Origin of the sequence: Bacillus sp. 007/AIA-02/001 (assembly GCF_004634455.1) — a bacterium.
In the GTDB taxonomy this organism is placed as follows: domain Bacteria; phylum Bacillota; class Bacilli; order Bacillales; family Bacillaceae_G; genus Bacillus_A; species Bacillus_A cereus.
Window position 1 is genome coordinate 797554 of record NZ_SEIY01000001.1, and the last position, 22267, is coordinate 819820.

A 22267-nucleotide genomic window follows, 5' to 3' on the forward strand; every position below is an offset into this window, starting at 1 on the left:
TGTTGCCTTTGTTGGTAAGTTAAATGAGTCGTTCTTTCGTATTATTTCATTCTCTAAGCGTGAAATATGTGTTTAGAGGAAGGGATACATTCAACATAATTAATTGGAAAAAGAGTAGGTGCAACAATGTTTAAACACGTAACAGTGCTTTTAAAGGAAACAGTAGACGGCTTAGATATAAAGCCAGATGGTACATATGTAGATTGTACACTGGGGGGAGGAGGACATAGTTCTTATTTATTATCCCAATTAACTGAAGGTGGAAAATTAATAGCGTTTGATCAAGATGAGATAGCGATTCAAAACGCGAAAGAAAAGTTCTCTTCATACGGTGAACAGTTTATAACAGTAAAGAGTAACTTCCGTTATTTAGCTGAAAAACTGCAGGAAATAGGTATAACAGAAGTAGATGGTATTTTATTTGATTTAGGTGTTTCATCCCCACAATTAGATACACCAGAACGAGGCTTTAGTTATCATCATGATGCACCGCTAGATATGCGGATGGATCAAGATGCCCCATTAACAGCGTATGATGTTGTAAATAGCTGGTCATATGAACAACTTGTAAGGATTTTCTTCCAATACGGTGAAGAGAAATTTTCAAAACAAATTGCAAGAAAAATTGAAGCTTATCGTGAGAATAAAGCTATTGAAACGACAGGAGAATTAGTAGAGCTAATTAAAGAAGGTATTCCGGCTCCAGCTCGTAGAACGGGTGGGCATCCTGCTAAGCGAGTGTTTCAGGCAATTCGTATAGCTGTAAATGATGAATTAAAAGTATTTGAAGAAGCATTGGAATCTGCTATTGAGATGGTTAAGCCAGGTGGAAGAGTTAGTGTTATAACATTCCATTCATTAGAAGATCGTATTTGTAAAACAACGTTTAAGCGAAATAGTACAACGCCACAATTGCCGCCAGGATTACCGATTATTCCTGATGAATTTAAGCCGAAATTAAAGCTTATTACAAGAAAACCGATTTTACCTTCTGATATAGAGCTAGAAGAAAATAATCGTGCGCGTTCTGCGAAGTTGAGAATCGCTGAAAAACGATAAAAGGGAGAGAGAGGTATGACTAATTTAGCTGTAAAGTACAAACAACAAGCGCAAGAAGAGGTGCAAATTCAAACGCCCCCACAGCAGATGGCTAAGCCGAAGGTTAAAGCGAAAATTACAAGAATCGAAAAACTGTTGTATGTAGCGTTTATTGGCTTTTTATTGTATGCCTGTGTCGCGTTTATTGGAAATAAAGCAGGCCTTTATCAAGTTAATGTAGAAGCAGCGACGATAGAAGAAAAAATTGTACAGCAGCAAAAAGAAAATCAAGAATTACAAGCTGAAGTAGAGAAGCTAAGTCGCTATGAACGAATCGCTGAAGTTGCAAAAAAACACGGGCTAGAAATTAATGCGAATAATGTGAAAGGCCTCAAATAAGGCAATAGGTGTGAAGGAACGATGAAGAAGAATATGACTAAATTTCATACCAATAAGGGAGCAGGTTATTTTATGATATTTTTCCTCCTGCTCTTTTTGCTGTTATTAGCCCGATTTTTTTACATACAATCAACAGGAACAGTTCATAATCAGGATTTAGATGCACTTGCTAAACAAAAGCATAGTAAAAAAGGAGTTCTTGAAGCGAACCGAGGAACCATTTATGATCAAAACGGTCATGTGTTAGCGCAAGACGCAAACTCTTACAAAATGGTAGCTGCACTAAAAGGTGCTAACTCAGTTGAGAATAAAGAAGATACTGCAAAGAAAATTGCAGGAGTACTTGGAAAAGGCGAAGAGGATATTTTAGCTGCTTTAAATAAGGAAGGTAGAAGTCAAGTCGAATTTGGAACGTTAGGCAAGGATTTGACGAAAGAAAAGAAGGAACAAATAGAAGCGTTGAAGTTGCCGGGAATATCTTTTATTACAGAAAATGCAAGGGTGTATCCAAACGGTGATTTTGCATCTTACGTTATAGGTCATGCAAAACCAAATGAGAATGGAACCTCGGTAGGTCAATTTGGCATAGAGAAAAGCTTGGATAAATACTTAAGTGCCTCGAACGGAGAAGTAGCATATACAGGTGATCGTAAAGGTGTGTCCCTTGATGGGGGAAAAGTTAATGTAAAGGCACCTAAAAATGGAGATAACGCTTATTTAACAATCGATCAACGTGTCCAAAGTTATTTAGAAGACGCGATGAAAGCAGCAAGTAAGCAATATGAGCCAGAAAGTTTAATAGGGATTGTTGCAGATCCGAAAACTGGGAAAATATTAGCGATGTCTACTAAACCTAGTTATGACCCTAATGATCGTCAAATTAAATATTTCTTCAATGACGCAATTGCCAATGCATTTGAACCTGGATCAACAATGAAAATTTTCACGTTAGCGGCAGCTATTAATGAAGGTGTGTACAAAGGCCAAGATTATTATCAGTCCGGGACATATCAAGTCGGAAATAGGAAAATAAAAGATCATAACGGTGGTGCTGGTTGGGGCTCTATCACGTTTGATGAAGGGGTAGAGCGTTCTTCAAACGTAGCGTTTGCAATTTTAGGAGATCAAAAACTTGGTCCAGAACGTTTCCGAAAATATATTCATAGTTTTGGATTAGATGAAAAAACGAACATTGATTTATCAGGTGAAGGATCGAATACAATTTTATTTGATCAGCAAATACAACAAGTGACAACAGCTTTTGGACAAGGTTCCACTGTAACACCAATTCAGCTTGTACAAGCTGCAACGGCCATTGCAAATGATGGGAAAATGATGAAACCTTATGCAATTGATAAAATTGTAGATCCGATAACAGACAAAGTAAAATTAGAACATAAGCCAGAAGAAGTAGGAAAACCTGTTACAAAGGAAACAGCAGCGCAAGTAAGACAATTATTAGAACGTGTTGTTACATCTCCGAAAGGTACAGGGACAGCTTATAAAATTGATGGATATTCAGTTGGTGGTAAAACAGGTACAGCGCAAATTCCGGATGGAAAAGGCGGCTATATGACAGGGAGACAGAATTATATATTCTCATTCTTAGGTATGGCACCAATGGACGATCCACAACTTGTTGTGTATGTAGCTGTTAAACAGCCTAAATTAAAAGATGATGAGAACGGTGCACAACCGTTAGCTGATATTTTTAAATATGTAACAAAAAATAGTTTAGAGTATTTAAAGATTAAGCCAAATGAAGTTAAAGATCCGAAAAAACATCTGAAAGAACAACAAACTACTGTTCCGGATGTAAATGGTAAAACGATGGCTGAAGCGGGGAAAGCGATTGATAAAGCAAAACTTCGTCCAATCGTACTAGGTGAAGGGAAAGTACAGCAACAAGTACCAAAAGCGACTGAACAAACATTAAAAGGCGACCGAGTCTTCTTGGTAGGAGATAAGCCTACAATGCCAAATATACAAGGATGGGCACTGCGTGATGTTATGAATTTAGCGAAGACATTACAGCTTAACTTGAAACCTTCTGGTACAGGATACGTAACAGAACAAAGTGTGGCGGAAGGAACATTATTACAACCTGGTACAGAATTAGGTGTCACACTCGTACCGCCACTCGAACCACAGCAAGAAGCAGAAAAGCCGTAATGGTAAAAGAGAATAAGTTCTAATTAAATAAGTACAAGCATATATTGGAACAAGCTAGGCGTAAGGGAGGCTTGTTCCAATATGCGTGTATCAAATGTAACAGTTAGAAAACGACTTATTTTTATACTTATATCAGGTATACTTATTTTCACGATTATCGATATTCGTCTTGGATATGTGCAATTTTTTCTTGGGAATATGTTAACGGATCGTGCGAAAGATTCATGGAGTCGTAATATTACTTTCGAACCCGAACGTGGGAAAATTTTAGACCGAAATGGTGTGGAACTTGCCACGAATAAAAGTGCTCCAACTGTCTTTGTTGTACCGAGGCAAATTGAAAAACCAGCGGAGACTGCAGAGAAGTTAGCTGCAGTATTAGGTGTGGAAAAAGATGAGATTTATAAAAGGATTACAAAAAAAGAATCGATTGTAAGGTTAGATAAAGGCGGAAGGAAAATATCACATGACAAAGCGAAAGAAGTACGAGGATTAAGTCTGAAGGGCGTGTATATCGCAGAGGATTCTATCCGGTACTATCCATTTGGAAACTTTTTATCACATGTATTAGGTTTTGCAGGTAGCGATAACCAAGGTCTTATGGGACTAGAAAAATATTATGATAAAGAGCTAAATGGGGACAAAGGTCATGTGCGTTTTTTTGCAGATGCGAAAGGACAAAGGATGCCTAATGTTGGTGATGATTTCAAAAAGCCAGAAGCCGGTTTAAATTTAGGATTAACAATCGATGCGCGTATTACAAGGATTATGGAAAGAGAAATGAATATTGCGGAGTCAACTTATAATCCTGACGGTATGATTGCGATTGCAATGAACCCTAAAAATGGTGAAGTTTTAGGGATGTCTAGTCGACCGAGTTTTGACCCAGCGGATTTTCAAAGTGTCTCTCCAGAAGTGTATAACAGAAATCTACCTGTATGGAGTACGTATGAGCCTGGTTCAACATTTAAGATCATTACATTAGCTGCAGCATTGAATGAAAATTTAGTAGACTTAGAGAAGGATACGTTTTATGATGATGGAGCAGCTGAAGTAGGTGGAGCTAGATTGAAATGCTGGAAAGCAGGAGGTCATGGCAGTCAAACGTTTTTAGAAGTCGTTCAAAACTCATGTAACCCGGGATTTATTGAACTTGGTGATCGCCTTGGTAAAGACCGATTATTTAAATACATTCGTAATTTTGGTTTTGGGCAGAAGACTGGAATTGACTTGCAAGGTGAAGGCAGTGGGATTTTATTTAATTTAGATAAAGTTGGTCCAGTAGAGCAAGCAACAACTTCATTCGGCCAAGGAGTTTCTGTTACGCCGATTCAACAAGTAGCAGCTGTAGCGGCGGCTGTAAATGGTGGAACATTGTATCAGCCGTATATAGCTAAGGAGTTTATTGATCCGAAAAATAATCAAGTTGTTAGTAAAAAGACACCTGTTGAGAAAAGAAAAGTTATTTCCAAGGAAACTTCAGAAAAAGTTCGTTATGCATTAGAGAATGTTGTAGCGAAAGGTTCTGGTAAAGGTGCTTATATTGATGGATATCGCGTAGGTGGAAAAACGGGTACTGCTCAAAAGGTGAAGGATGGTAAATATTTAGAGAATAATTATATAGTATCTTTTATCGGATTTGCTCCAGCGGATGATCCAGAGATTGTTGTGTATGTAGCTGTTGATAATCCAAAAGGGGTTACACAGTTTGGTGGAGTGGTAGCAGCTCCGATTGTCGGGAATATCCTTCGAGATGCGCTTCCTGTTATGGGAGTGAAACCGAGAAAAGAACAAGTTGAGAAAGAATATAAATGGGGCGATACACCAACTGTGGAAGTTCCGAATTTAATTGGAATGAAAAAGAAAGACTTACAAACACAACTCGTCGATTTGAAGCTTGATATAAGTGGAGATGGAGAGAAAGTAATTAAACAATCACCAGAAGCGGGAGCTAAAGTAAAAGAAGGCTCAAAAATTAGAATTTACTTCGGGAATTAAAGGTAACATAGTACGTTTTATGGTACAATTGGTGGAAGTGAGTTCTTTATAGAACAGTTACTTAATTTGAGACAGTAAGTGTCTCATTCATAAATAGGTCAGTAGCACTTACCTCCTTATATAGGAGGTAATGTGTTGCTTACTGAAAAAAGATAAATAAACAATGTAGAGAGGGTTTAGTGAAATGAAGTTGCATACACTTGTATCATGTTTGCATGATTTTCCAGTTGTTCCAAAAGAAAATCCAGAAATCACATCTATAGAAGCTGATTCACGTAAAGTGAAAGAGGGAAGCTTATTTGTATGTATGAAAGGATATACGGTTGATAGCCATGATTTTGCTAAGCAAGCAGCGGCACAAGGAGCGGCTGCTATTGTTGCGGAAAGACCAATTGATGTTGACGTTCCAGTTGTACTTGTGAAAAATACTTTTCGTTCGTTAGCGGTTTTAGCTGATTATTTTTATGGTCAACCGACACACAAGTTACATTTAATCGGAATTACAGGTACAAATGGAAAGACAACAACATCGCATATTATGGATGAGATTATGCGAGCACATGGTCATAAAACAGGGCTAATTGGAACGATTAATATGAAAATCGGTGATGAAACATTTGAGGTGAAAAATACAACACCAGATGCACTAACACTTCAACAGACGTTTTCAAAAATGGTTGAACAAGGTGTGGACAGCACGGTAATGGAAGTTTCGTCACATGCGTTAGATCTTGGTCGTGTACACGGATGTGATTACGATGTAGCGGTGTTTACGAATTTAACACAAGATCATTTAGACTATCATAAAACGATGGAAGAATATAAACATGCAAAAGGGTTACTATTTGCACAGCTTGGCAATAGTTATAATCATAATCGTGAAAAGTACGCTGTGCTGAATAGCGATGATAATGTAACAGAAGAGTATATGAGAAGTACTGCAGCAACAGTTGTAACATATGGTATTGATACAACAAGTGACATTATGGCAAAAAATATCGTTATGACGAGTGGCGGGACTACATTTACGCTTGTCACACCATATGAAAGTGTAAATGTTACGATGAAATTAATAGGTAAATTTAATGTATATAACGTACTTGCAGCAACAGCAGCAGGACTTGTTTCGGGTGTGAAATTAGAAACAATCATTGCTGTTATAAAAGAACTAGCTGGGGTTCCAGGGCGTTTTGAAGTTGTTGATGGAGGACAAAATTATACAGTTATTGTTGATTACGCACATACGCCGGATAGTTTAGAAAATGTATTAAAAACTGCAAAACAATTTGCAAAAGGTGATGTGTATTGTATCGTTGGTTGTGGCGGCGATAGGGACCGAACGAAGAGACCGATAATGGCAAGTGTTGCAACAAAATATGCAACTCATGCAATTTACACATCAGATAATCCAAGAAGTGAAGATCCAGCGGCTATTTTAGATGATATGGTACATGGTGCAAGTGGGAAAAATTATGAAGTGATTATTGATAGAAAAGAAGCGATACACCATGCAATCACTAAAGCGAAAGCAGATGATATCATTATTATTGCTGGTAAGGGTCATGAAACGTATCAAATTATTGGTAAAGAAGTTCATCATTTTGATGATCGTGAAGTTGCTAAAGAAGCAATTAAAGGGCGTTTAAGCAACGAAGAGTAACAACGTGAGAGGAGGACTACATGTGCTTGAGCAAGGTTTATTAGTAACGGCTGGGGTAGCATTCTTAATTTCTGTTGCCCTTTCGCCATTGTTTATTCCATTTTTAAGAAAATTAAAGTTCGGACAGAGTATTCGTGATGAGGGACCAAAGTCACATCAAAAAAAATCAGGGACACCGACAATGGGTGGTATCGTCATATACGTATCTATGATGGTAACTTCACTTATTATGGCGATTAAGTTTAATTATTTAGGTGCAGAGGTTTCGTTATTACTATTAGTGACGTTTGGTTACGGCTTGATTGGATTTTTAGATGACTACATAAAGGTAGTTAAGAAGAGAAATCTTGGTTTAACATCAAAACAAAAATTAGTAGGTCAGCTTGTTATTGCTATTGCATTCTTTTTAATTGGAAAAGGGCAAGCGTTCCACACATACATCATGATTCCGGGAACGGATGTTAAGTTTGAATTAGGTTGGGCGTATTTCGTACTTGTACTATTTATGCTTATTGGTGGATCAAATGCAGTTAACTTAACTGACGGTTTAGATGGTTTATTATCAGGAACAGCTGCTATTGCATTTGGAGCATTTAGTATTATTGCTGTGGCACAAGAGCAATTTGGAGTGGCGATATTCTGTATGGCAGTTGTAGGAGCTGTACTTGGATTTTTAGTATTCAATGCGAATCCAGCAAAAGTGTTTATGGGAGATACAGGTTCATTAGCTTTAGGTGGAGCCATTGCAGCTGTAGCGATTTTATTAAAACAAGAATTGCTACTTGTAATTATCGGCGGAGTATTCGTAATGGAAACTTTATCGGTTATCATTCAGGTCATTTCATTTAAAACAACAGGAAAACGTGTCTTTAAAATGAGTCCATTACACCATCATTATGAATTATGTGGTTGGTCAGAGTGGCGTGTTGTTGTGACGTTTTGGTCTGCAGGATTTTTATTAGCTGTGTTAGGAATTTATATCGGGGTGTGGATGTAATTGAAAACTGTAACTGAATTTCAAAATAAGAATATTCTTGTATTAGGCATTGCAAAAAGTGGTTATGCAGCAGCTACATTGTTACAAAAGTTAGGGGCAAATGTTATTGTAAATGACGGAAAGCCTTTAGCAGAGAATGTACTTGCTGCAGAATTACAAGCAAAAGGAATGGACGTTGTATGCGGTGGTCATCCTTTAGAATTATTAGAGAGAAATATTTCTCTTGTAGTAAAAAATCCAGGAATCCCGTATTCTAATCCAATATTAGTTGCTGCGAAAGAAAAGCAAATTCCGATTGTTACGGAAGTTGAATTAGCATATCGTATTTCAGAAGCACCATTTGTTGGGATTACGGGGTCTAACGGTAAAACGACGACGACAATGCTGACATTTGAAATGCTAAAAGAAGGACAAAAGCATCCTGTAATTGCAGGGAACATTGGAACTGTAGCGTGTGAAGTAGCACAGGATGCAAAAGAAAATGAAGTTGTAGTTACAGAACTTTCATCGTTTCAATTGATGGGAGTAGAATTGTTCCAACCTAAAATTGCTGCGTTTTTAAATTTATTTGAGGCCCACTTAGATTATCATGGGACGAAGAAAGAATATGGTTTAGCGAAAGCAAATATTTTTAAAAACCAAACAGAAAATGATTATAGTGTAATAAATGCGGATGATGCAGATGTGATGGCTTTGTCTGCGTATTCTAAAGGTCAAAAAATCCTGTTTTCGACAACGAAAGAAATTGAAGATGGCGCGTGTATAAAAGATAACGCTCTTTATTTCAAAGGTGAAAAAGTTGTTGAAGTAAGCGATATCGTTTTACCTGGTCAACATAATCTAGAAAATATTTTAGCTGCGATGAGTATTGCGAAATTATTAGGTACTTCTAATGAAGCAATTACGGTCGTGTTAAAACGTTTTACGGGTGTAAAACATCGTTTAGAATATGTAACAACGATTAACAACCGTAAGTTTTATAACGATTCAAAAGCAACGAATATGTTAGCGACTGAGAAAGCACTATCTGCGTTTACACAACCGATTGTGTTACTAGCAGGTGGGCTTGATCGCGGAAATGAATTCGATGATTTAATTCCGTATTTCAAAAATGTAAAAGCGATTGTAACATTTGGACAAACAGCTCCCAAACTAGTAAGAGCGGCAGAAAAAGCGGGATTAGATATAATTGAAAGTGTCGATACTTTAGATGAAGCAGTGGTGAAGGCTTATGCTCATTCTAAAGATGGCGATGTCGTTCTTCTTTCTCCAGCGTGTGCAAGCTGGGATCAATTTAAAACATTTGAAGAAAGAGGAGACATTTTTATACAAGCTGTGCATAAACTTATATAAAGTAAATCAAAACATCAGTAGGCTAACACCTACTGATGTTTTGTTACATAGGGCAAAAGGTTCTGCCTAAAGAGGTGGTGTTTGTGGGTAATGAAGAAAACGCCTGATTTTATTCTCATCATCGTAACACTTTCATTGTTGACAATCGGAATGATTATGGTTTATAGTGCGAGTGCAGTTTGGGCCTCTTATAAAATGGGGGACTCATTCTTTTTTGCAAAAAGACAATTACTGTTTGCGGGTCTTGGTGTAGTAGCTATGTTTTTTATTATGAAAATTGATTATTGGGTGTGGCGTACGTATTCAAAAGTGATTTTGCTAGTTTGCTTCATTCTTCTTATTCTCGTTCTTATTCCTGGAGTAGGTCTTGTTCGAGGAGGAGCACGAAGTTGGATTGGAATCGGAGCATTTTCGATTCAACCGTCAGAATTTATGAAGTTTGCGATGATTATTTTCTTGGCAAAGTTTTTAGCAGAACGTCAAAAATTGATTACATCTTTTAAACGTGGTTTATTACCGGCTCTTAGTTTTGTTTTTCTTGCTTTTGGGATGATTATGTTACAGCCAGACCTTGGGACAGGAACGGTAATGGTTGGGACATGTATCATTATGATATTCATTTCGGGAGCGAGGGTCTTTCACTTTGCAATGTTTGGTTTGATTGGTGTAGCAGGATTTGTAGGGTTAATTGCATCAGCACCGTATCGAATGAAACGCATTACATCATATTTAGATCCGTGGTCAGATCCGCTCGGAAGTGGATTTCAAATTATCCAATCATTACTTGCAATTGGACCTGGTGGATTATTTGGGCTTGGACTTGGACAAAGTAGACAAAAATTTCTTTATTTACCTGAACCGCAAACTGACTTTATATTTGCGATCTTATCCGAGGAATTAGGTTTTATTGGTGGTTCATTTGTGTTATTATTATTTAGTCTATTATTATGGCGCGGGATTCGTATCGCATTAGGAGCGCCAGATTTATATGGTACGTTTTTAGCAGTAGGTATTGTGGCGATGATTGCGATTCAAGTAATGATTAATGTTGGTGTTGTAACAGGACTGATGCCTGTTACGGGTATTACCTTGCCGTTTTTAAGTTATGGTGGATCAAGTTTGACATTAATGTTAATGGCAGTAGGTGTATTATTAAATATAAGTCGCCATTCTCGCTACTAAACCCTGTTTATAAGACAGGGTTTTTCGTATGTGTGTAAAAATGCAATATGTATATAGAAATAAATATAATGGAAATAAGAAAAGAGAAGCGGAGGAGTTAGTAGTGCGTGTATTAGTGAGTGGTGGGGGTACTGGTGGTCATATTTATCCAGCTCTTGCTTTAATTAGAGAAATAAAAAAGTTAAATCCAGAAGCAAGATTTTTATATATTGGTACGGAAAATGGACTAGAGAGTACAATCGTTCCAAAAGCAGGTATACCATTTCAATCTATTGTTATAAGTGGATTTAAACGAAAAATATCATTAGATAATGTGAAAACAGTAATGCGTTTTCTAAAAGGTGTACAGGATAGTAAACGATATATTCGTCGTTTTAATCCGGATATTGTAATTGGAACGGGTGGATATGTATGTGGACCAGTTGTATACGCTGCAGCCAAATTAGGTATTCCAACTATTGTACATGAACAAAATAGTGTACCAGGTGTAACGAACAAGTTTTTAAGCCGTTATGTTGATAAAGTTGCTGTTTGTTTTGAAGCAGCTATAGAGCATTTTCCAGAGTCAAAAGTGGTAATGACAGGTAATCCACGAGCATCAGAGGTAATGGATCAAAATGGAATGAAGGGGAAACGTTCAGTTGGGCTTTCTCTTCCTAAAAAGTCTGTACTTATATTTGGTGGAAGTCGTGGGGCTAGACCGATTAACGATGCCTTCGTTGAAGCAATTGAACAGTTTGGGAACAAAAGCTACGAAATACTATATGTAACGGGTGAAGTACATTATGATAAAGTGATGGAAGCCGTGAAGCAAAAAGGGAACCCAAGCAATGTTATTATTAAGCCGTTCATTCATAATATGCCAGAGGTACTAACTGGTGTAGACCTTGTTGTTTCAAGGGCTGGGGCAACAACACTTGCAGAATTAACAGCGTTAGGAAAACCAAGTGTGTTAATACCGAGTCCATATGTAACAAATAATCATCAGGAAAAGAATGCACGTTCAGTTGTTGATAAAGGAGCGGCAAAAATGTTACTTGAAAAAGATTTAACAGCTGAAACGCTTATTCGTGATATTGATGAGATTTTATTGAATGCACAAACATTACAAAATATGAAGCTAGCGGCTAAGCAACTAGGTATTCCAGATGCAGCAAATAAGCTGTATGAAGTAATGAATAAGCTTGTAAAAAAATAAAGTGAGGCTCTAATCAGTGGGGAGTGATTCTCTCTCGTTGATTATTATCTTTCACTAATCGGATGTTTACTGACATCCTGATTCCGCCTAATTTCTTTGTTATCGCCGAATTTTGATTTAAGAGCTGTACTGCCCGTAAATAGCGGGATAACGTTAGATGAACGCCCTGCATATTATTGTCATAAGGAGACTTAATATGGGGGAGATTGTCTATGGAACAATTAGTAAATGAGCTTATAGAAGCAGACGTTGGTCGTGTTTTAGTTAACGAGCCGTTAGCACGTTATACAACTATGAAAATAGGTGGACCAGCGGACATTTTAATTGTGCCAAAGCATGTAGCCGGTATTGAAAAAACATTACAGTTAGTAAAGCAATACAAAACGAAGTGGACTGTAATTGGTCGCGGTTCAAACCTTCTTGTATCTGATCAAGGCATAGAAGGTGTTGTTATTCGTTTAGGAGAAGGATTAGATCACTTAGAGGTCGAAAAACATAAGGTAAGAGTTGGTAGTGGATATCCTCTTATTAAATTGTCAACTTTACTTAGTCGTCAAGGGTTAGCTGGATTGGAGTTTGCGAGCGGTATTCCAGGAAGTGTCGGTGGTGCAGTATATATGAATGCAGGTGCACATAAATCGGATATATCGAGTGTATTATCGAAGGCTCTCATTCTGTTTGAAGACGGTACAATTGCCTGGTTAACGAATAAAGAACTGGAGTTTTCTTATCGGTCATCTGTATTGCAAACGAAACGTCCTGGTATTGTTTTAGAAGCGGAGTTTCAATTACAGGCGGGAAAACGTGAAGAAATTGTACGTAGCATGCAAAATAATAAAGACTACCGCCGTGAAACGCAACCATGGAATCATCCGTGTGCAGGAAGTATATTTCGGAATCCAATCCCACATTTTGCAGGAGATTTAGTAGAAAAAGCAGGGCTTCGTGGTTATAGGATTGGTGGAGCTCAAATTTCTGAAATGCATGGCAATTTTATTGTTAATACCGGGGGAGCTTCAGCGCAAGATGTATTGTCTTTAATTGAATTAATAAAACATACAATTAAGGATAAATTTGATGTAGATATGCACACAGAAGTAGAAATCATTGGAAGATAACGGTTATTCGTTCCGCTCATTATCATTTATGTTATAATAAGAAGATAAGAACGGCATGAGGAACATGCCGTTCTTTATGTTACATAGGGGGATCGTACATGAATAATAGTAAAGTGATTAAACTACAAGATCGTGTACCAAAATTGAAAAATCAAAAGAAAAAAAACAAAAAAAATGTTAATCATCGATTGATTTTATACATATCAATTTTATTTTTATTAGTGCTCTTTTTAATTTATTTTCGGTCTCCGCTTAGTAATATAAAAAAGATTAGTGTGTTTGGAAATCACTATATGACGGATGAGCAAGTAATGAAGGATTCAGGCGTGACATATGATACAAGTTATTTCCGAGTGACAGCACATAAAGCTGAAGAAAACTTAACGAAGCGAAAAGAAATTAAAGCAGTAAATGTAAAAAAACGTTTTCCAAACAAGATTGATATTCATATCGAAGAATATTTAACGATTGGTTATATAAATAAAGAGGGAAAACTACAACCGTTATTAGAAAATGGAAAAACGCTTGATGTACTACCTAATGGAAAACTTCCTGTTGCAGCACCGATTTTCGAACCTTTTAAAGAAGAGAAAATGAAGGAGTTAATCGCTGAACTAGAAAAATTAACACCAGCTATTTTAAAATCTATTTCGGAGATTCGCTATTCACCAACGAATGCGAATGAAGATCATCTTACTTTATATATGAATGAAGGTTATGAAGTGAGCACTACGATTCAAAATTTCGCAAAACGTATGGAAGCCTATCCACTTATTTTAAAAACAATTGAGCCAGGTAAGAAGGTATTAATTGACTTAGAAGTAGGTGCATATACGAAAGAATTAGGTGCGGAAGACAAAAAAGAATAGAATGGTAGTTTTCGTTGCTTATAGCAGAAAAAACGAAACGAATGTTCTATTATATGTATACGAATTTAGAAGAATGGTTCATTTGATGAAAAATATGTAAAAATTCTTAGATTCATACTAGTATTGGTACAAGTTTCACTTTTCTATGAGTACATCTTAGTGTAGACTTATACTTGGCGGTAAACTTTACACTGGAAATAGAATTATTTCAAGATAAGCAGTTATTCATAGTTTACTGCGATATTCTTAATTGAATGCTAAATAAAAATAAGAAAAATATAGGGTTAAAAAAGGGAAACGTATAAAGACGTTGAATATTTTTCTTATAAATAGTAAAGTTGCGATTGTTGTTCCATATATTGAGTTGTATGGTATAAATAAAGAAGGAGGTGCCAAAGAATGAACAGCAATGAAATATATGTTAGTCTTGACATCGGTACATCCAATGTTAAAGTCATCATTGGTGAAATGGTTAATGACAGCTTAAACATTATTGGTGTTGGAAATGTAAAATCAAATGGTTTAAAGAAGGGATCGATAGTTGATATAGACGAGACTGTTCGATCAATTAAAAAAGCAATTGAACAAGCTGAGCGCATGGTGGGAATCCACATTGAGCAAGTTGTAGTAGGTGTCAATGCAAACCAGGTACAGCTACTTCCTTGTCACGGAGTAGTCGCTGTTTCAAATGAAGATCGTGAAATCGGGAATGAAGATGTCTTACGCGTTCTAGATGCAGCACAAGTTGTGTCAATTGCTCCAGAGCGTGAGTTTATTGATGTGGTACCTCGACAGTTCATCGTAGACGGTCTTGACGAGATTAACGATCCACGCGGGATGATCGGTGTAAGATTAGAAATGGAAGGTACACTTATTACAGGCTCGAGAACTTTACTACATAACCTACTTCGTTGTGTAGAAAAAGCAGGTCTTGAAATTGTTGATATTTGTCTTCAACCTTTAGCGGCTGCAACAGTTGCTATATCTTCAGATGAAAAAAATAGAGGAGTAGCCCTTGTTGATATGGGGGGAGGATCTACAACTTTATCTATTTTTAAAGATGGAGAGTTACAAGCGACGAGCGTATTACCATTAGGTGGAGACCATATAACGAAAGATATTGCGATTGGGTTGAAAACTTCAACAGAAAATGCAGATCAAATTAAGTTGAAATATGGACATGCTTTTTATGATACAGCATCTGAAGAAGAGATGTTTACGGTTCCTATTATGGGAAGTGATCAAACAGAACAATATTCTCAGTTGGAATTATCGGATATAATAGAGGCTCGTGTAGAGGAAATTTTAATGTTTGTTCAAGATGAAGTGCGTAAGTTAGGAGTAAAGCAAGTGGCTTCTGGTTATGTACTAACTGGCGGAATTGCTTCTATGCCAGGTGTTCTTGATCTTGCATATGATATTTTACATGAAAATGTTCGTGTAGCAACTCCTGATTATATTGGTGTGCGTGAGCCCCAATATACAAGTGGAGTTGGATTAATTAAACATTCTTATCAAAAAGCTAAATTACGTGGGAAAAATGTGCAGGAAAAGCAAGAGCATTTTGAACCAGTACCAGCACCAGCACCAACGCCGGTACAACAGCAACCCGCGAAACAAAAAACTCGTAATCAAAACAATAATAATCAAAATGATGACCGCATGATGTCAAAAGTAAAACGTGTATTCCGTTATTTATGGGATTAAAATTGGACACGAAAAATGAGGTTCTAGGGGGATTTCGACATGTTAGAGTTTGATACTACTCAAGATCAATTAGCGAATATAAAAGTTATCGGTGTCGGCGGTGGCGGAAACAATGCTGTAAACCGTATGATTGAACACGGTGTACAAGGTGTAGACTTTATCGCTGTGAACACTGATGCACAAGCATTAAATCTATCAAAAGCTGAAACAAAAATGCAAATTGGTGGAAAATTAACGCGTGGACTTGGTGCAGGCGCAAACCCTGAAGTAGGGAAAAAAGCTGCAGAAGAAAGTAAAGAACAGATCCAAGAAGCACTTCGTGGTGCGGATATGGTCTTCGTAACTGCCGGTATGGGCGGTGGAACTGGAACTGGTGCAGCTCCAGTTGTTGCTCAAGTTGCAAAAGAATTAGGTGCTTTAACAGTTGGTGTTGTAACACGTCCATTTACTTTTGAAGGACGTAAGCGTGCGACGCAAGCAGCATCTGGTATTGCAGCATTTAAAGAAAATGTAGATACTCTTATTGTAATTCCAAACGATCGCTTATTAGAGATTGTTGATAAAAATACGCCAATGTTAGAAGCATTCCGTGAAGCTGATAACGTATTACGTCAAGGTGTTCAAGGTATTTCGGATTTAATTGCAACGCCAGGTTTAATTAACTTAGACTTTGCAGACGTAAAGACAATTATGTCTAATAGAGGTTCTGCTTTAATGGGTATTGGTTCTGGTAACGGGGAAAATCGTGCTGCAGAAGCTGCGAAAAAAGCGATTTCTAGTCCATTACTAGAAACATCTATTGATGGAGCTCAAGGTGTTATCATGAACATTACGGGTGGCGCTAACTTAAGCTTATATGAAGTACAAGAAGCGGCAGATATCGTAGCTTCAGCTTCAGATCCAGAAGTAAATATGATCTTCGGTTCTGTTATTAACGAAGGATTAAAAGATGATATCGTTGTAACTGTAATTGCAACTGGTTTTGATGATAGCATTGCAACTCAACCACCAAAACCAATTATTCGTCCGAATGCGAACCACACGCAACAACCAGTAGCTCAACCTTCAAAACAACGTGAAGTAAAACGTGAAATAAAGCGTGAAGAGCCAGTTGTACATGAGCGTCATTCAGATTCAGATGATATCGATATTCCAGCATTTTTACGTAACCGTCGTAGACGATAAAAAAAGGAGCTTTCATGCTCCTTTTTTGTTTTTTAAATGGAAAAGACCTGCTAAGCAGGTCTTTTTTTTATTTGGTATATTTTGTTGGTGAAAATAAGAGTATATCATTCTATGAATTTGTACTTTTATTTTTTACCGACAGATTATGTCTAGAAATCACAAAATAACAAAAAAACACCTCCGCAAATTGACACACTTTCCTATTGGATATGCATTATACTAGTCTCAACTTGAAAAAAGAGGTGAATTGTTTGGTTGTTTACGCCGACGTTGTTTGGTTGTTAAACGCCTGCATTGATTTTCTTTTGCTTTTATTAACAGCTACCGTGTTAAAAAAGAAAATCAAAAAATGGAGGCTTGTGTTAGGGGCATTTATAGGTTCAACTATTGTTATTTTTGCCTTTACTCCTTTTGCTTCTATGATGACACATCCAATTATGAAACTACTGTACTCGTTACTTATTGTGTATACAGCATTTGGGTTTACAACATTTAGAAATTATGCACAAACTGTTTTTACTTTTTACTTTGTAACCTTTATGGTTGGCGGAGGATTAATTGGAACTCATTTCTTTTTGCAAACGAATGAAATGGTAAATGGATTGGTTCAATCTCAGTCAATTTCTTACGGTGATCCAATTAGTTGGTTATTTGTTATTTTTGGTTTTCCAGTAATTTATTATTTTTCTAAAAAGCGTATTGAAAGCGTAGAGGTCACGAAAATACACTATGATCAAATTGTGAAAGTAAAAATTCAATTAGCAGAAGAAGAACTAGAACTGGCAGGTCTTATTGACAGTGGGAACCAACTTTATGACCCATTAACAAAAACACCCGTTATGATTATGCATGTTTCATCATTAGAACATTGCTTACCATCTTGGTTAACAGAACAAATTTATTCCAAAACAGAAATTCCTCAAATACCAGAAAATGATTCTGGTTGGGCGACAAAATTACGCTTAATTCCTTTCCGTGCAGTAGGAGTAGAGAGTCAATTTTTGTGGGCAATTAAGCCTGACAGTGTGCAAGTTGACCATGAAGGTAGTTCTATTGTTGTAAACAAAGTATTAATTGGATTAAATACACAACAGCTTTCTACTAATGGGGAGTATCAATGTATTGTGCATCCAAAAATGTTGATTTCGCAAAAAATGGTAATCGCTTAATAATGAGAGGCGGGATAATATGATGAAATTAAAATTTTATTTAGTATACCTTTGGTATAAAGTATTGCTGAAATTAGGAATTAAGACCGATGAAATTTATTATATTGGTGGAAGTGAAGCGTTGCCACCACCGTTAACAAAAGAAGAAGAGGAAGTTCTTTTGAATAAATTGCCAAAAGGAGATCAGGCAGCAAGGTCATTACTTATTGAACGTAACTTAAGGCTCGTTGTATATATAGCAAGAAAGTTTGAAAATACAGGGATAAATATTGAAGATTTGATTAGTATAGGAACAATCGGCCTTATTAAAGCGGTAAATACATTTAATCCAGAAAAGAAAATAAAATTAGCAACATATGCATCGCGTTGTATAGAAAATGAAATTTTAATGCATTTACGTCGAAATAACAAAAATCGTTCGGAAGTTTCTTTTGATGAACCACTAAACATTGATTGGGATGGGAATGAACTGTTATTGTCTGACGTGTTAGGTACAGATGATGATATTATTACAAAAGATTTAGAAGCTACTGTAGATCGTCACCTTTTAATGAAAGCATTACACCAATTAAATGATCGTGAAAAACAAATTATGGAACTTCGGTTTGGGCTTGCTGGAGGAGAGGAAAAGACGCAAAAAGATGTGGCTGATATGCTTGGGATTTCACAGTCATACATTTCGCGTTTAGAAAAAAGAATTATAAAAAGATTACGAAAAGAATTTAATAAAATGGTGTAAAGAATAAGACCAGCCGTTATGTAGGCTGGTCTTATTCTATTTAGTTGTATTAGGAAAGATAATTTAAATAACAAATCGTGAAAAAACCACATGCATAAAATCCCCTTCAAAGGAAATACTTTACACTGTACAGCAACTCCCGATAGGAGGGAACACTTTGACGAGAAACAAAGTAGAAATTTGCGGTGTTGATACAGCTAAACTTCCAGTATTAAAAAATGAAGAGATGCGTAAATTATTTCGTGAAATGCAAAGTGGAGAGATAAGCGCAAGAGAAAAATTAGTGAATGGAAACTTACGTCTTGTACTGAGCGTCATCCAAAGATTTAATAACAGAGGAGAATATGTTGACGATTTATTTCAAGTTGGTTGCATCGGACTTATGAAATCAATTGATAATTTTGATTTAGGCCAAAATGTAAAATTTTCAACGTATGCTGTGCCGATGATTATTGGGGAAATACGCAGATATTTGCGTGATAATAATCCGATTCGCGTATCGCGCTCATTGCGAGATATTGCGTATAAAGCTTTGCAAGTAAGAGAAAAGTTGATTGCAGAAAATTCAAAAGAACCAACAGCAATGGATATTGCAAAAGTGCTAGAAGTAACTCATGAAGAGATAGTATTTGCTTTAGATGCAATTCAAGATCCAGTTTCATTATTTGAACCGATTTATAATGATGGGGGAGATCCTATCTTTGTTATGGATCAGTTAAGTGATGAAAAACAAAAGGACGAGCAGTGGGTTGAAGAATTAGCATTGAAAGAAGGAATGAAGCGTTTAAATGATAGAGAGAAAATGATTATTAGAAAACGTTTCTTCCAAGGAAAGACACAGATGGAAGTTGCAGAAGAAATTGGGATTTCCCAAGCGCAAGTATCACGTTTAGAGAAGTCAGCCATTAAACAAATGAATAAAACGATTCAAGGATAAGGTCTCACCAATTATGGTGAGACCTTTTTATATGTAATATGGTTTGTGCTCATAGTAGGGGATTTGTGTTCATATAATGAAACTAGCATGGTGTTTCGTGTAGGTGGCTTCCTGTAAATATGAGAAACAGTTTCCAATTTGTCATATAAGGGAGAGGATAAAAATGGTGATACGAATTTCAGAGTTACAGATGAAGGATGTTATAAATATTTCAGATGGAAAAAGGATTGGGAATATTGGAGATATTGAAATTGATATGAACACAGGGAAAATTTGTTCTGTTATTATTTCCAAACAGACACGTATGCTAGGTATTTTTGGAAAAGATGTTGAGATTGTAATTCCTTGGAAGGAAATTGTGAAAATTGGGGAAGATGTCATACTTGTAAGAGTAAATCCTGTTAATTCTGTAACAGAATCAATACAAACACCGACAATTTCATAAAGAATATTACAAATTCCTCTTTTTTTTCTGTTAGGATTATGAAAAAATAAAAGTATGGTAAAATAGACAGGAAGTACCATGCTTTTTTCTGTTATTTTAATTAAAAGGAGCCGCTTTATTATGAGAGAACCATTTAAATATGTGGACGGTATACTGTATTTACAAGCGTGGAAAGAACTTGGAAACATTACTGCTGGATTTACGACAAAAGATGGTGGGATAAGTACGGGCTCCTTTCATGCGATGAATTTAGGATTACATGTGAATGATATCGTGGAGAACGTTCATGAAAACAGACGCATTTTAGCAAATAAGTTACAAAAACCATTAGAAAATTGGATTTGCTCTGAACAAGTTCATGCTCATCATGTTGAAAAAGTAGGGCAACAGGAAAAGGGAAGTGGTGTCTATTCATATGAGAACGGCATTTCAAAAACAGATGGCATTTATACGAGTAATGAAGATGTTCTGTTAACGTCTTGTTACGCGGATTGTGTTCCGCTCTATTTTTATGCACCATCACATGGTATGATAGGACTTGCGCATGCTGGATGGAAAGGCACTGTACAAGAGATTGCAAAGGAAATGATTCAAAAGTGGAATGCAGAAGGTATTTCAAGTGATGAAATTCATGTTGCAATTGGGCCGTCGATCGGATCTTGTTGTTATGTTGTGGATGATCGTGTATTAACAGCAGCACAGGAAGTAGTTAGGGGTGCTGTTCCTCATCAAAAAATTTCTGACGGGCAGTACGCAATTAATTTAAAAGAAATTAATCGTATATTATGTGTACAAGCAGGCATAAAAGAAGAGCATATTGTAATGTCATCTCTTTGTACAAGCTGTGAAGAGCAACTATTTTTCTCTCATCGTCGTGATCAAGGTAAGACAGGAAGAATGTTGAGTTTCATAGGTTTTAAGGAGGAAGAAAGCAAGTGACAGTACAAGAAAATTTAGTAATTGTAAACGAAGCTATTAAAGAATCTTGCGCTCGAGCTGGACGTTCGTTGCAAGATATTAAACTTGTTGCAGTTACAAAAACTGTAGGGATTGAAAAAACAAACGAAGTAATTGAAGCTGGAGTTATCGATTTAGGTGAAAATAGAAATGAAGGTTTCTTACAGAAATACGAGCATTTCTGTAAGAAAGTTAATTGGCACTTTATTGGCTCATTACAAACGAGAAAAGTAAAAGAAATCATTAATGAAATTGATTATTTACATTCGTTAGATCGTCTTTCACTGGCGAAAGAAATTCAGAAACGTGCTGATAAGAAAGTGAAATGCTTTATTCAAGTGAAAACCTCATCTGAAGAATCGAAGCAAGGATTGGCAATAGAAGAGGTTGTTTCTTTTATTCAAAGTTTGCAAGAATTCGATAAAATTGAAGTGGTTGGACTAATGACGATGGCTCCATTTACAGAAGAAGAGGAAGAAATCAGACGCTGTTTTAAGGAATTACGTATGCTGCAAACAGAGGTGCAGGAGCTAGAGTTATTACATGCGCCATGTAAAGAATTATCAATGGGAATGTCCAACGATTACAAGATTGCAATTGAAGAAGGGGCTACATATATTCGTTTGGGAACGATTTTAGTAGGAAAAGCGTAAAAGGAAGGAGAATCTTATTATGAGTTGGTCAAAAGTAAAATACTTCTTTTTTGATACACCGGAAGAAAAAGAAGCAGCTCAATATGGTTATGAAAAGGAGCAAACAGACATGAAAAAGCAGCAAGATCCACCAGAACAACAAGACGTTACGTTTCCGAAAGCGCAACCGAAGCAAAATGTTGTGAGTATTGAAACAGCAAAACAATCTTCAAAAGTTGTTTTATTAGAACCACGCACATATTCGGAAGCACAAGGGATTGCGGACCACTTAAAAGGTAGACGAGCTGTTGTAATTAATTTGCAGAGAATGTCTACTGATCAAGCGGTACGTATCGTTGACTTTTTAAGTGGTACTGTATACGCTATAGGCGGGGACATTCAAAAAATAGGGCCGAAAACATTTATGTGTACACCTGAAAATGTAGATATTGTTGGTGCGATTTCAGAGTTATTCGGTGAAGAAGAAGAAACAAATATAAAGAGGTGGTAAT

At 36.6% G+C, this 22267-nt stretch carries 20 protein-coding genes; all 20 read left to right on the forward strand.

The genetic code is table 11. From position 1 onward, the window contains the following. Window positions 1–126 precede the first annotated feature (126 nt). Window positions 127–1059 (forward strand): 16S rRNA (cytosine(1402)-N(4))-methyltransferase RsmH, encoded by a 933-nt coding sequence (gene rsmH, locus ES895_RS04390; RefSeq protein WP_000472508.1) that lies wholly within the window; start codon window positions 127–129, stop codon window positions 1057–1059. 15 nt (window positions 1060–1074) lie between these two features. Next, a complete protein-coding gene (ftsL, locus tag ES895_RS04395; protein ID WP_000182804.1) occupies window positions 1075–1437 on the forward strand; it encodes a cell division protein FtsL in 363 nt (120 codons plus the stop codon). 21 nt (window positions 1438–1458) lie between these two features. Beyond that, the gene (locus tag ES895_RS04400) at window positions 1459–3609 is read left to right on the forward strand and encodes a penicillin-binding protein (RefSeq protein WP_481747512.1); all 2151 of its coding nucleotides are present in this window, start codon (window positions 1459–1461) and stop codon (window positions 3607–3609) included. Between the two features lie 81 nt (window positions 3610–3690). Beyond that, window positions 3691–5607: a stage V sporulation protein D gene (locus tag ES895_RS04405; RefSeq protein WP_001266237.1), complete on the forward strand. Its 1917-nt coding sequence runs from the start codon at window positions 3691–3693 to the stop codon at window positions 5605–5607. 184 nt (window positions 5608–5791) lie between these two features. Next, on the forward strand, window positions 5792–7267 hold the full coding sequence (murE, locus tag ES895_RS04410) for a UDP-N-acetylmuramoyl-L-alanyl-D-glutamate--2,6-diaminopimelate ligase (RefSeq protein WP_000766316.1): 1476 nt from the start codon (window positions 5792–5794) through the stop codon (window positions 7265–7267). Between the two features lie 22 nt (window positions 7268–7289). Further along, window positions 7290–8264, forward strand: coding sequence for a phospho-N-acetylmuramoyl-pentapeptide-transferase (gene mraY, locus ES895_RS04415; protein ID WP_000893060.1), 975 nt, complete (start codon window positions 7290–7292; stop codon window positions 8262–8264). Then, complete coding sequence (gene murD, locus ES895_RS04420) at window positions 8265–9617, forward strand: UDP-N-acetylmuramoyl-L-alanine--D-glutamate ligase (protein ID WP_000860116.1); 1353 nt, start codon at window positions 8265–8267, stop codon at window positions 9615–9617. Between the two features lie 90 nt (window positions 9618–9707). Beyond that, window positions 9708–10799, forward strand: a complete 1092-nt coding sequence (gene spoVE / locus ES895_RS04425) for a stage V sporulation protein E (RefSeq protein WP_000753520.1) — start codon at window positions 9708–9710, stop codon at window positions 10797–10799. Window positions 10800–10902: 103 nt separating this feature from the next. After that, on the forward strand, window positions 10903–11997 hold the full coding sequence (gene murG, locus ES895_RS04430) for an undecaprenyldiphospho-muramoylpentapeptide beta-N-acetylglucosaminyltransferase (protein WP_021728036.1): 1095 nt from the start codon (window positions 10903–10905) through the stop codon (window positions 11995–11997). Window positions 11998–12209: 212 nt separating this feature from the next. Next, window positions 12210–13115, forward strand: a complete 906-nt coding sequence (gene murB, locus ES895_RS04435; protein WP_000437021.1) for a UDP-N-acetylmuramate dehydrogenase — start codon at window positions 12210–12212, stop codon at window positions 13113–13115. Window positions 13116–13213: 98 nt separating this feature from the next. Further along, entirely contained in the window at window positions 13214–13984 is a 771-nt protein-coding gene (gene divIB, locus ES895_RS04440) for a cell division protein DivIB (protein ID WP_001065788.1), read from the forward strand. A 399-nt stretch (window positions 13985–14383) separates the two neighbouring features. After that, on the forward strand, window positions 14384–15691 hold the full coding sequence (ftsA, locus tag ES895_RS04445; RefSeq protein WP_001087557.1) for a cell division protein FtsA: 1308 nt from the start codon (window positions 14384–14386) through the stop codon (window positions 15689–15691). Between the two features lie 39 nt (window positions 15692–15730). Then, the gene (ftsZ, locus tag ES895_RS04450; RefSeq protein ID WP_135238170.1) at window positions 15731–16876 is read left to right on the forward strand and encodes a cell division protein FtsZ; all 1146 of its coding nucleotides are present in this window, start codon (window positions 15731–15733) and stop codon (window positions 16874–16876) included. A 251-nt stretch (window positions 16877–17127) separates the two neighbouring features. Beyond that, the gene (spoIIGA, locus tag ES895_RS04455) at window positions 17128–18045 is read left to right on the forward strand and encodes a sigma-E processing peptidase SpoIIGA (protein ID WP_000261970.1); all 918 of its coding nucleotides are present in this window, start codon (window positions 17128–17130) and stop codon (window positions 18043–18045) included. Between the two features lie 19 nt (window positions 18046–18064). After that, window positions 18065–18784, forward strand: a complete 720-nt coding sequence (sigE, locus tag ES895_RS04460; protein ID WP_000976948.1) for an RNA polymerase sporulation sigma factor SigE — start codon at window positions 18065–18067, stop codon at window positions 18782–18784. 157 nt (window positions 18785–18941) lie between these two features. Further along, window positions 18942–19721: an RNA polymerase sporulation sigma factor SigG gene (gene sigG, locus ES895_RS04465; protein ID WP_000197755.1), complete on the forward strand. Its 780-nt coding sequence runs from the start codon at window positions 18942–18944 to the stop codon at window positions 19719–19721. Window positions 19722–19884: 163 nt separating this feature from the next. Next, complete coding sequence (locus ES895_RS04470; RefSeq protein WP_000236745.1) at window positions 19885–20166, forward strand: YlmC/YmxH family sporulation protein; 282 nt, start codon at window positions 19885–19887, stop codon at window positions 20164–20166. 120 nt (window positions 20167–20286) lie between these two features. Then, window positions 20287–21105: a peptidoglycan editing factor PgeF gene (gene pgeF, locus ES895_RS04475; protein ID WP_001209010.1), complete on the forward strand. Its 819-nt coding sequence runs from the start codon at window positions 20287–20289 to the stop codon at window positions 21103–21105. Then, window positions 21102–21776: a YggS family pyridoxal phosphate-dependent enzyme gene (locus ES895_RS04480; protein WP_000218006.1), complete on the forward strand. Its 675-nt coding sequence runs from the start codon at window positions 21102–21104 to the stop codon at window positions 21774–21776. The genes pgeF and ES895_RS04480 overlap by 4 nt, the downstream gene beginning before the upstream one ends. Before the next feature lie 19 nt (window positions 21777–21795). Next, on the forward strand, window positions 21796–22266 hold the full coding sequence (locus ES895_RS04485; RefSeq protein ID WP_000119129.1) for a cell division protein SepF: 471 nt from the start codon (window positions 21796–21798) through the stop codon (window positions 22264–22266). Window position 22267 lies beyond the last annotated feature (1 nt).

Coding starts and splice junctions, on each gene's coding strand:
- sigE (WP_000976948.1), top strand. CDS start 18,065: ATGATGAAATTAAAATTTTATTTAGTATACCTTTGGTATAAAGTATTG.
- murB (WP_000437021.1), top strand. CDS start 12,210: ATGGAACAATTAGTAAATGAGCTTATAGAAGCAGACGTTGGTCGTGTT.
- ES895_RS04470 (WP_000236745.1), top strand. CDS start 19,885: ATGGTGATACGAATTTCAGAGTTACAGATGAAGGATGTTATAAATATT.
- spoVE (WP_000753520.1), top strand. CDS start 9,708: ATGAAGAAAACGCCTGATTTTATTCTCATCATCGTAACACTTTCATTG.
- divIB (WP_001065788.1), top strand. CDS start 13,214: ATGAATAATAGTAAAGTGATTAAACTACAAGATCGTGTACCAAAATTG.
- ES895_RS04405 (WP_001266237.1), top strand. CDS start 3,691: ATGCGTGTATCAAATGTAACAGTTAGAAAACGACTTATTTTTATACTT.
- ES895_RS04400 (WP_481747512.1), top strand. CDS start 1,459: ATGAAGAAGAATATGACTAAATTTCATACCAATAAGGGAGCAGGTTAT.
- ftsA (WP_001087557.1), top strand. CDS start 14,384: ATGAACAGCAATGAAATATATGTTAGTCTTGACATCGGTACATCCAAT.
- rsmH (WP_000472508.1), top strand. CDS start 127: ATGTTTAAACACGTAACAGTGCTTTTAAAGGAAACAGTAGACGGCTTA.
- ftsL (WP_000182804.1), top strand. CDS start 1,075: ATGACTAATTTAGCTGTAAAGTACAAACAACAAGCGCAAGAAGAGGTG.
- ES895_RS04485 (WP_000119129.1), top strand. CDS start 21,796: ATGAGTTGGTCAAAAGTAAAATACTTCTTTTTTGATACACCGGAAGAA.
- murE (WP_000766316.1), top strand. CDS start 5,792: ATGAAGTTGCATACACTTGTATCATGTTTGCATGATTTTCCAGTTGTT.
- ftsZ (WP_135238170.1), top strand. CDS start 15,731: ATGTTAGAGTTTGATACTACTCAAGATCAATTAGCGAATATAAAAGTT.
- pgeF (WP_001209010.1), top strand. CDS start 20,287: ATGAGAGAACCATTTAAATATGTGGACGGTATACTGTATTTACAAGCG.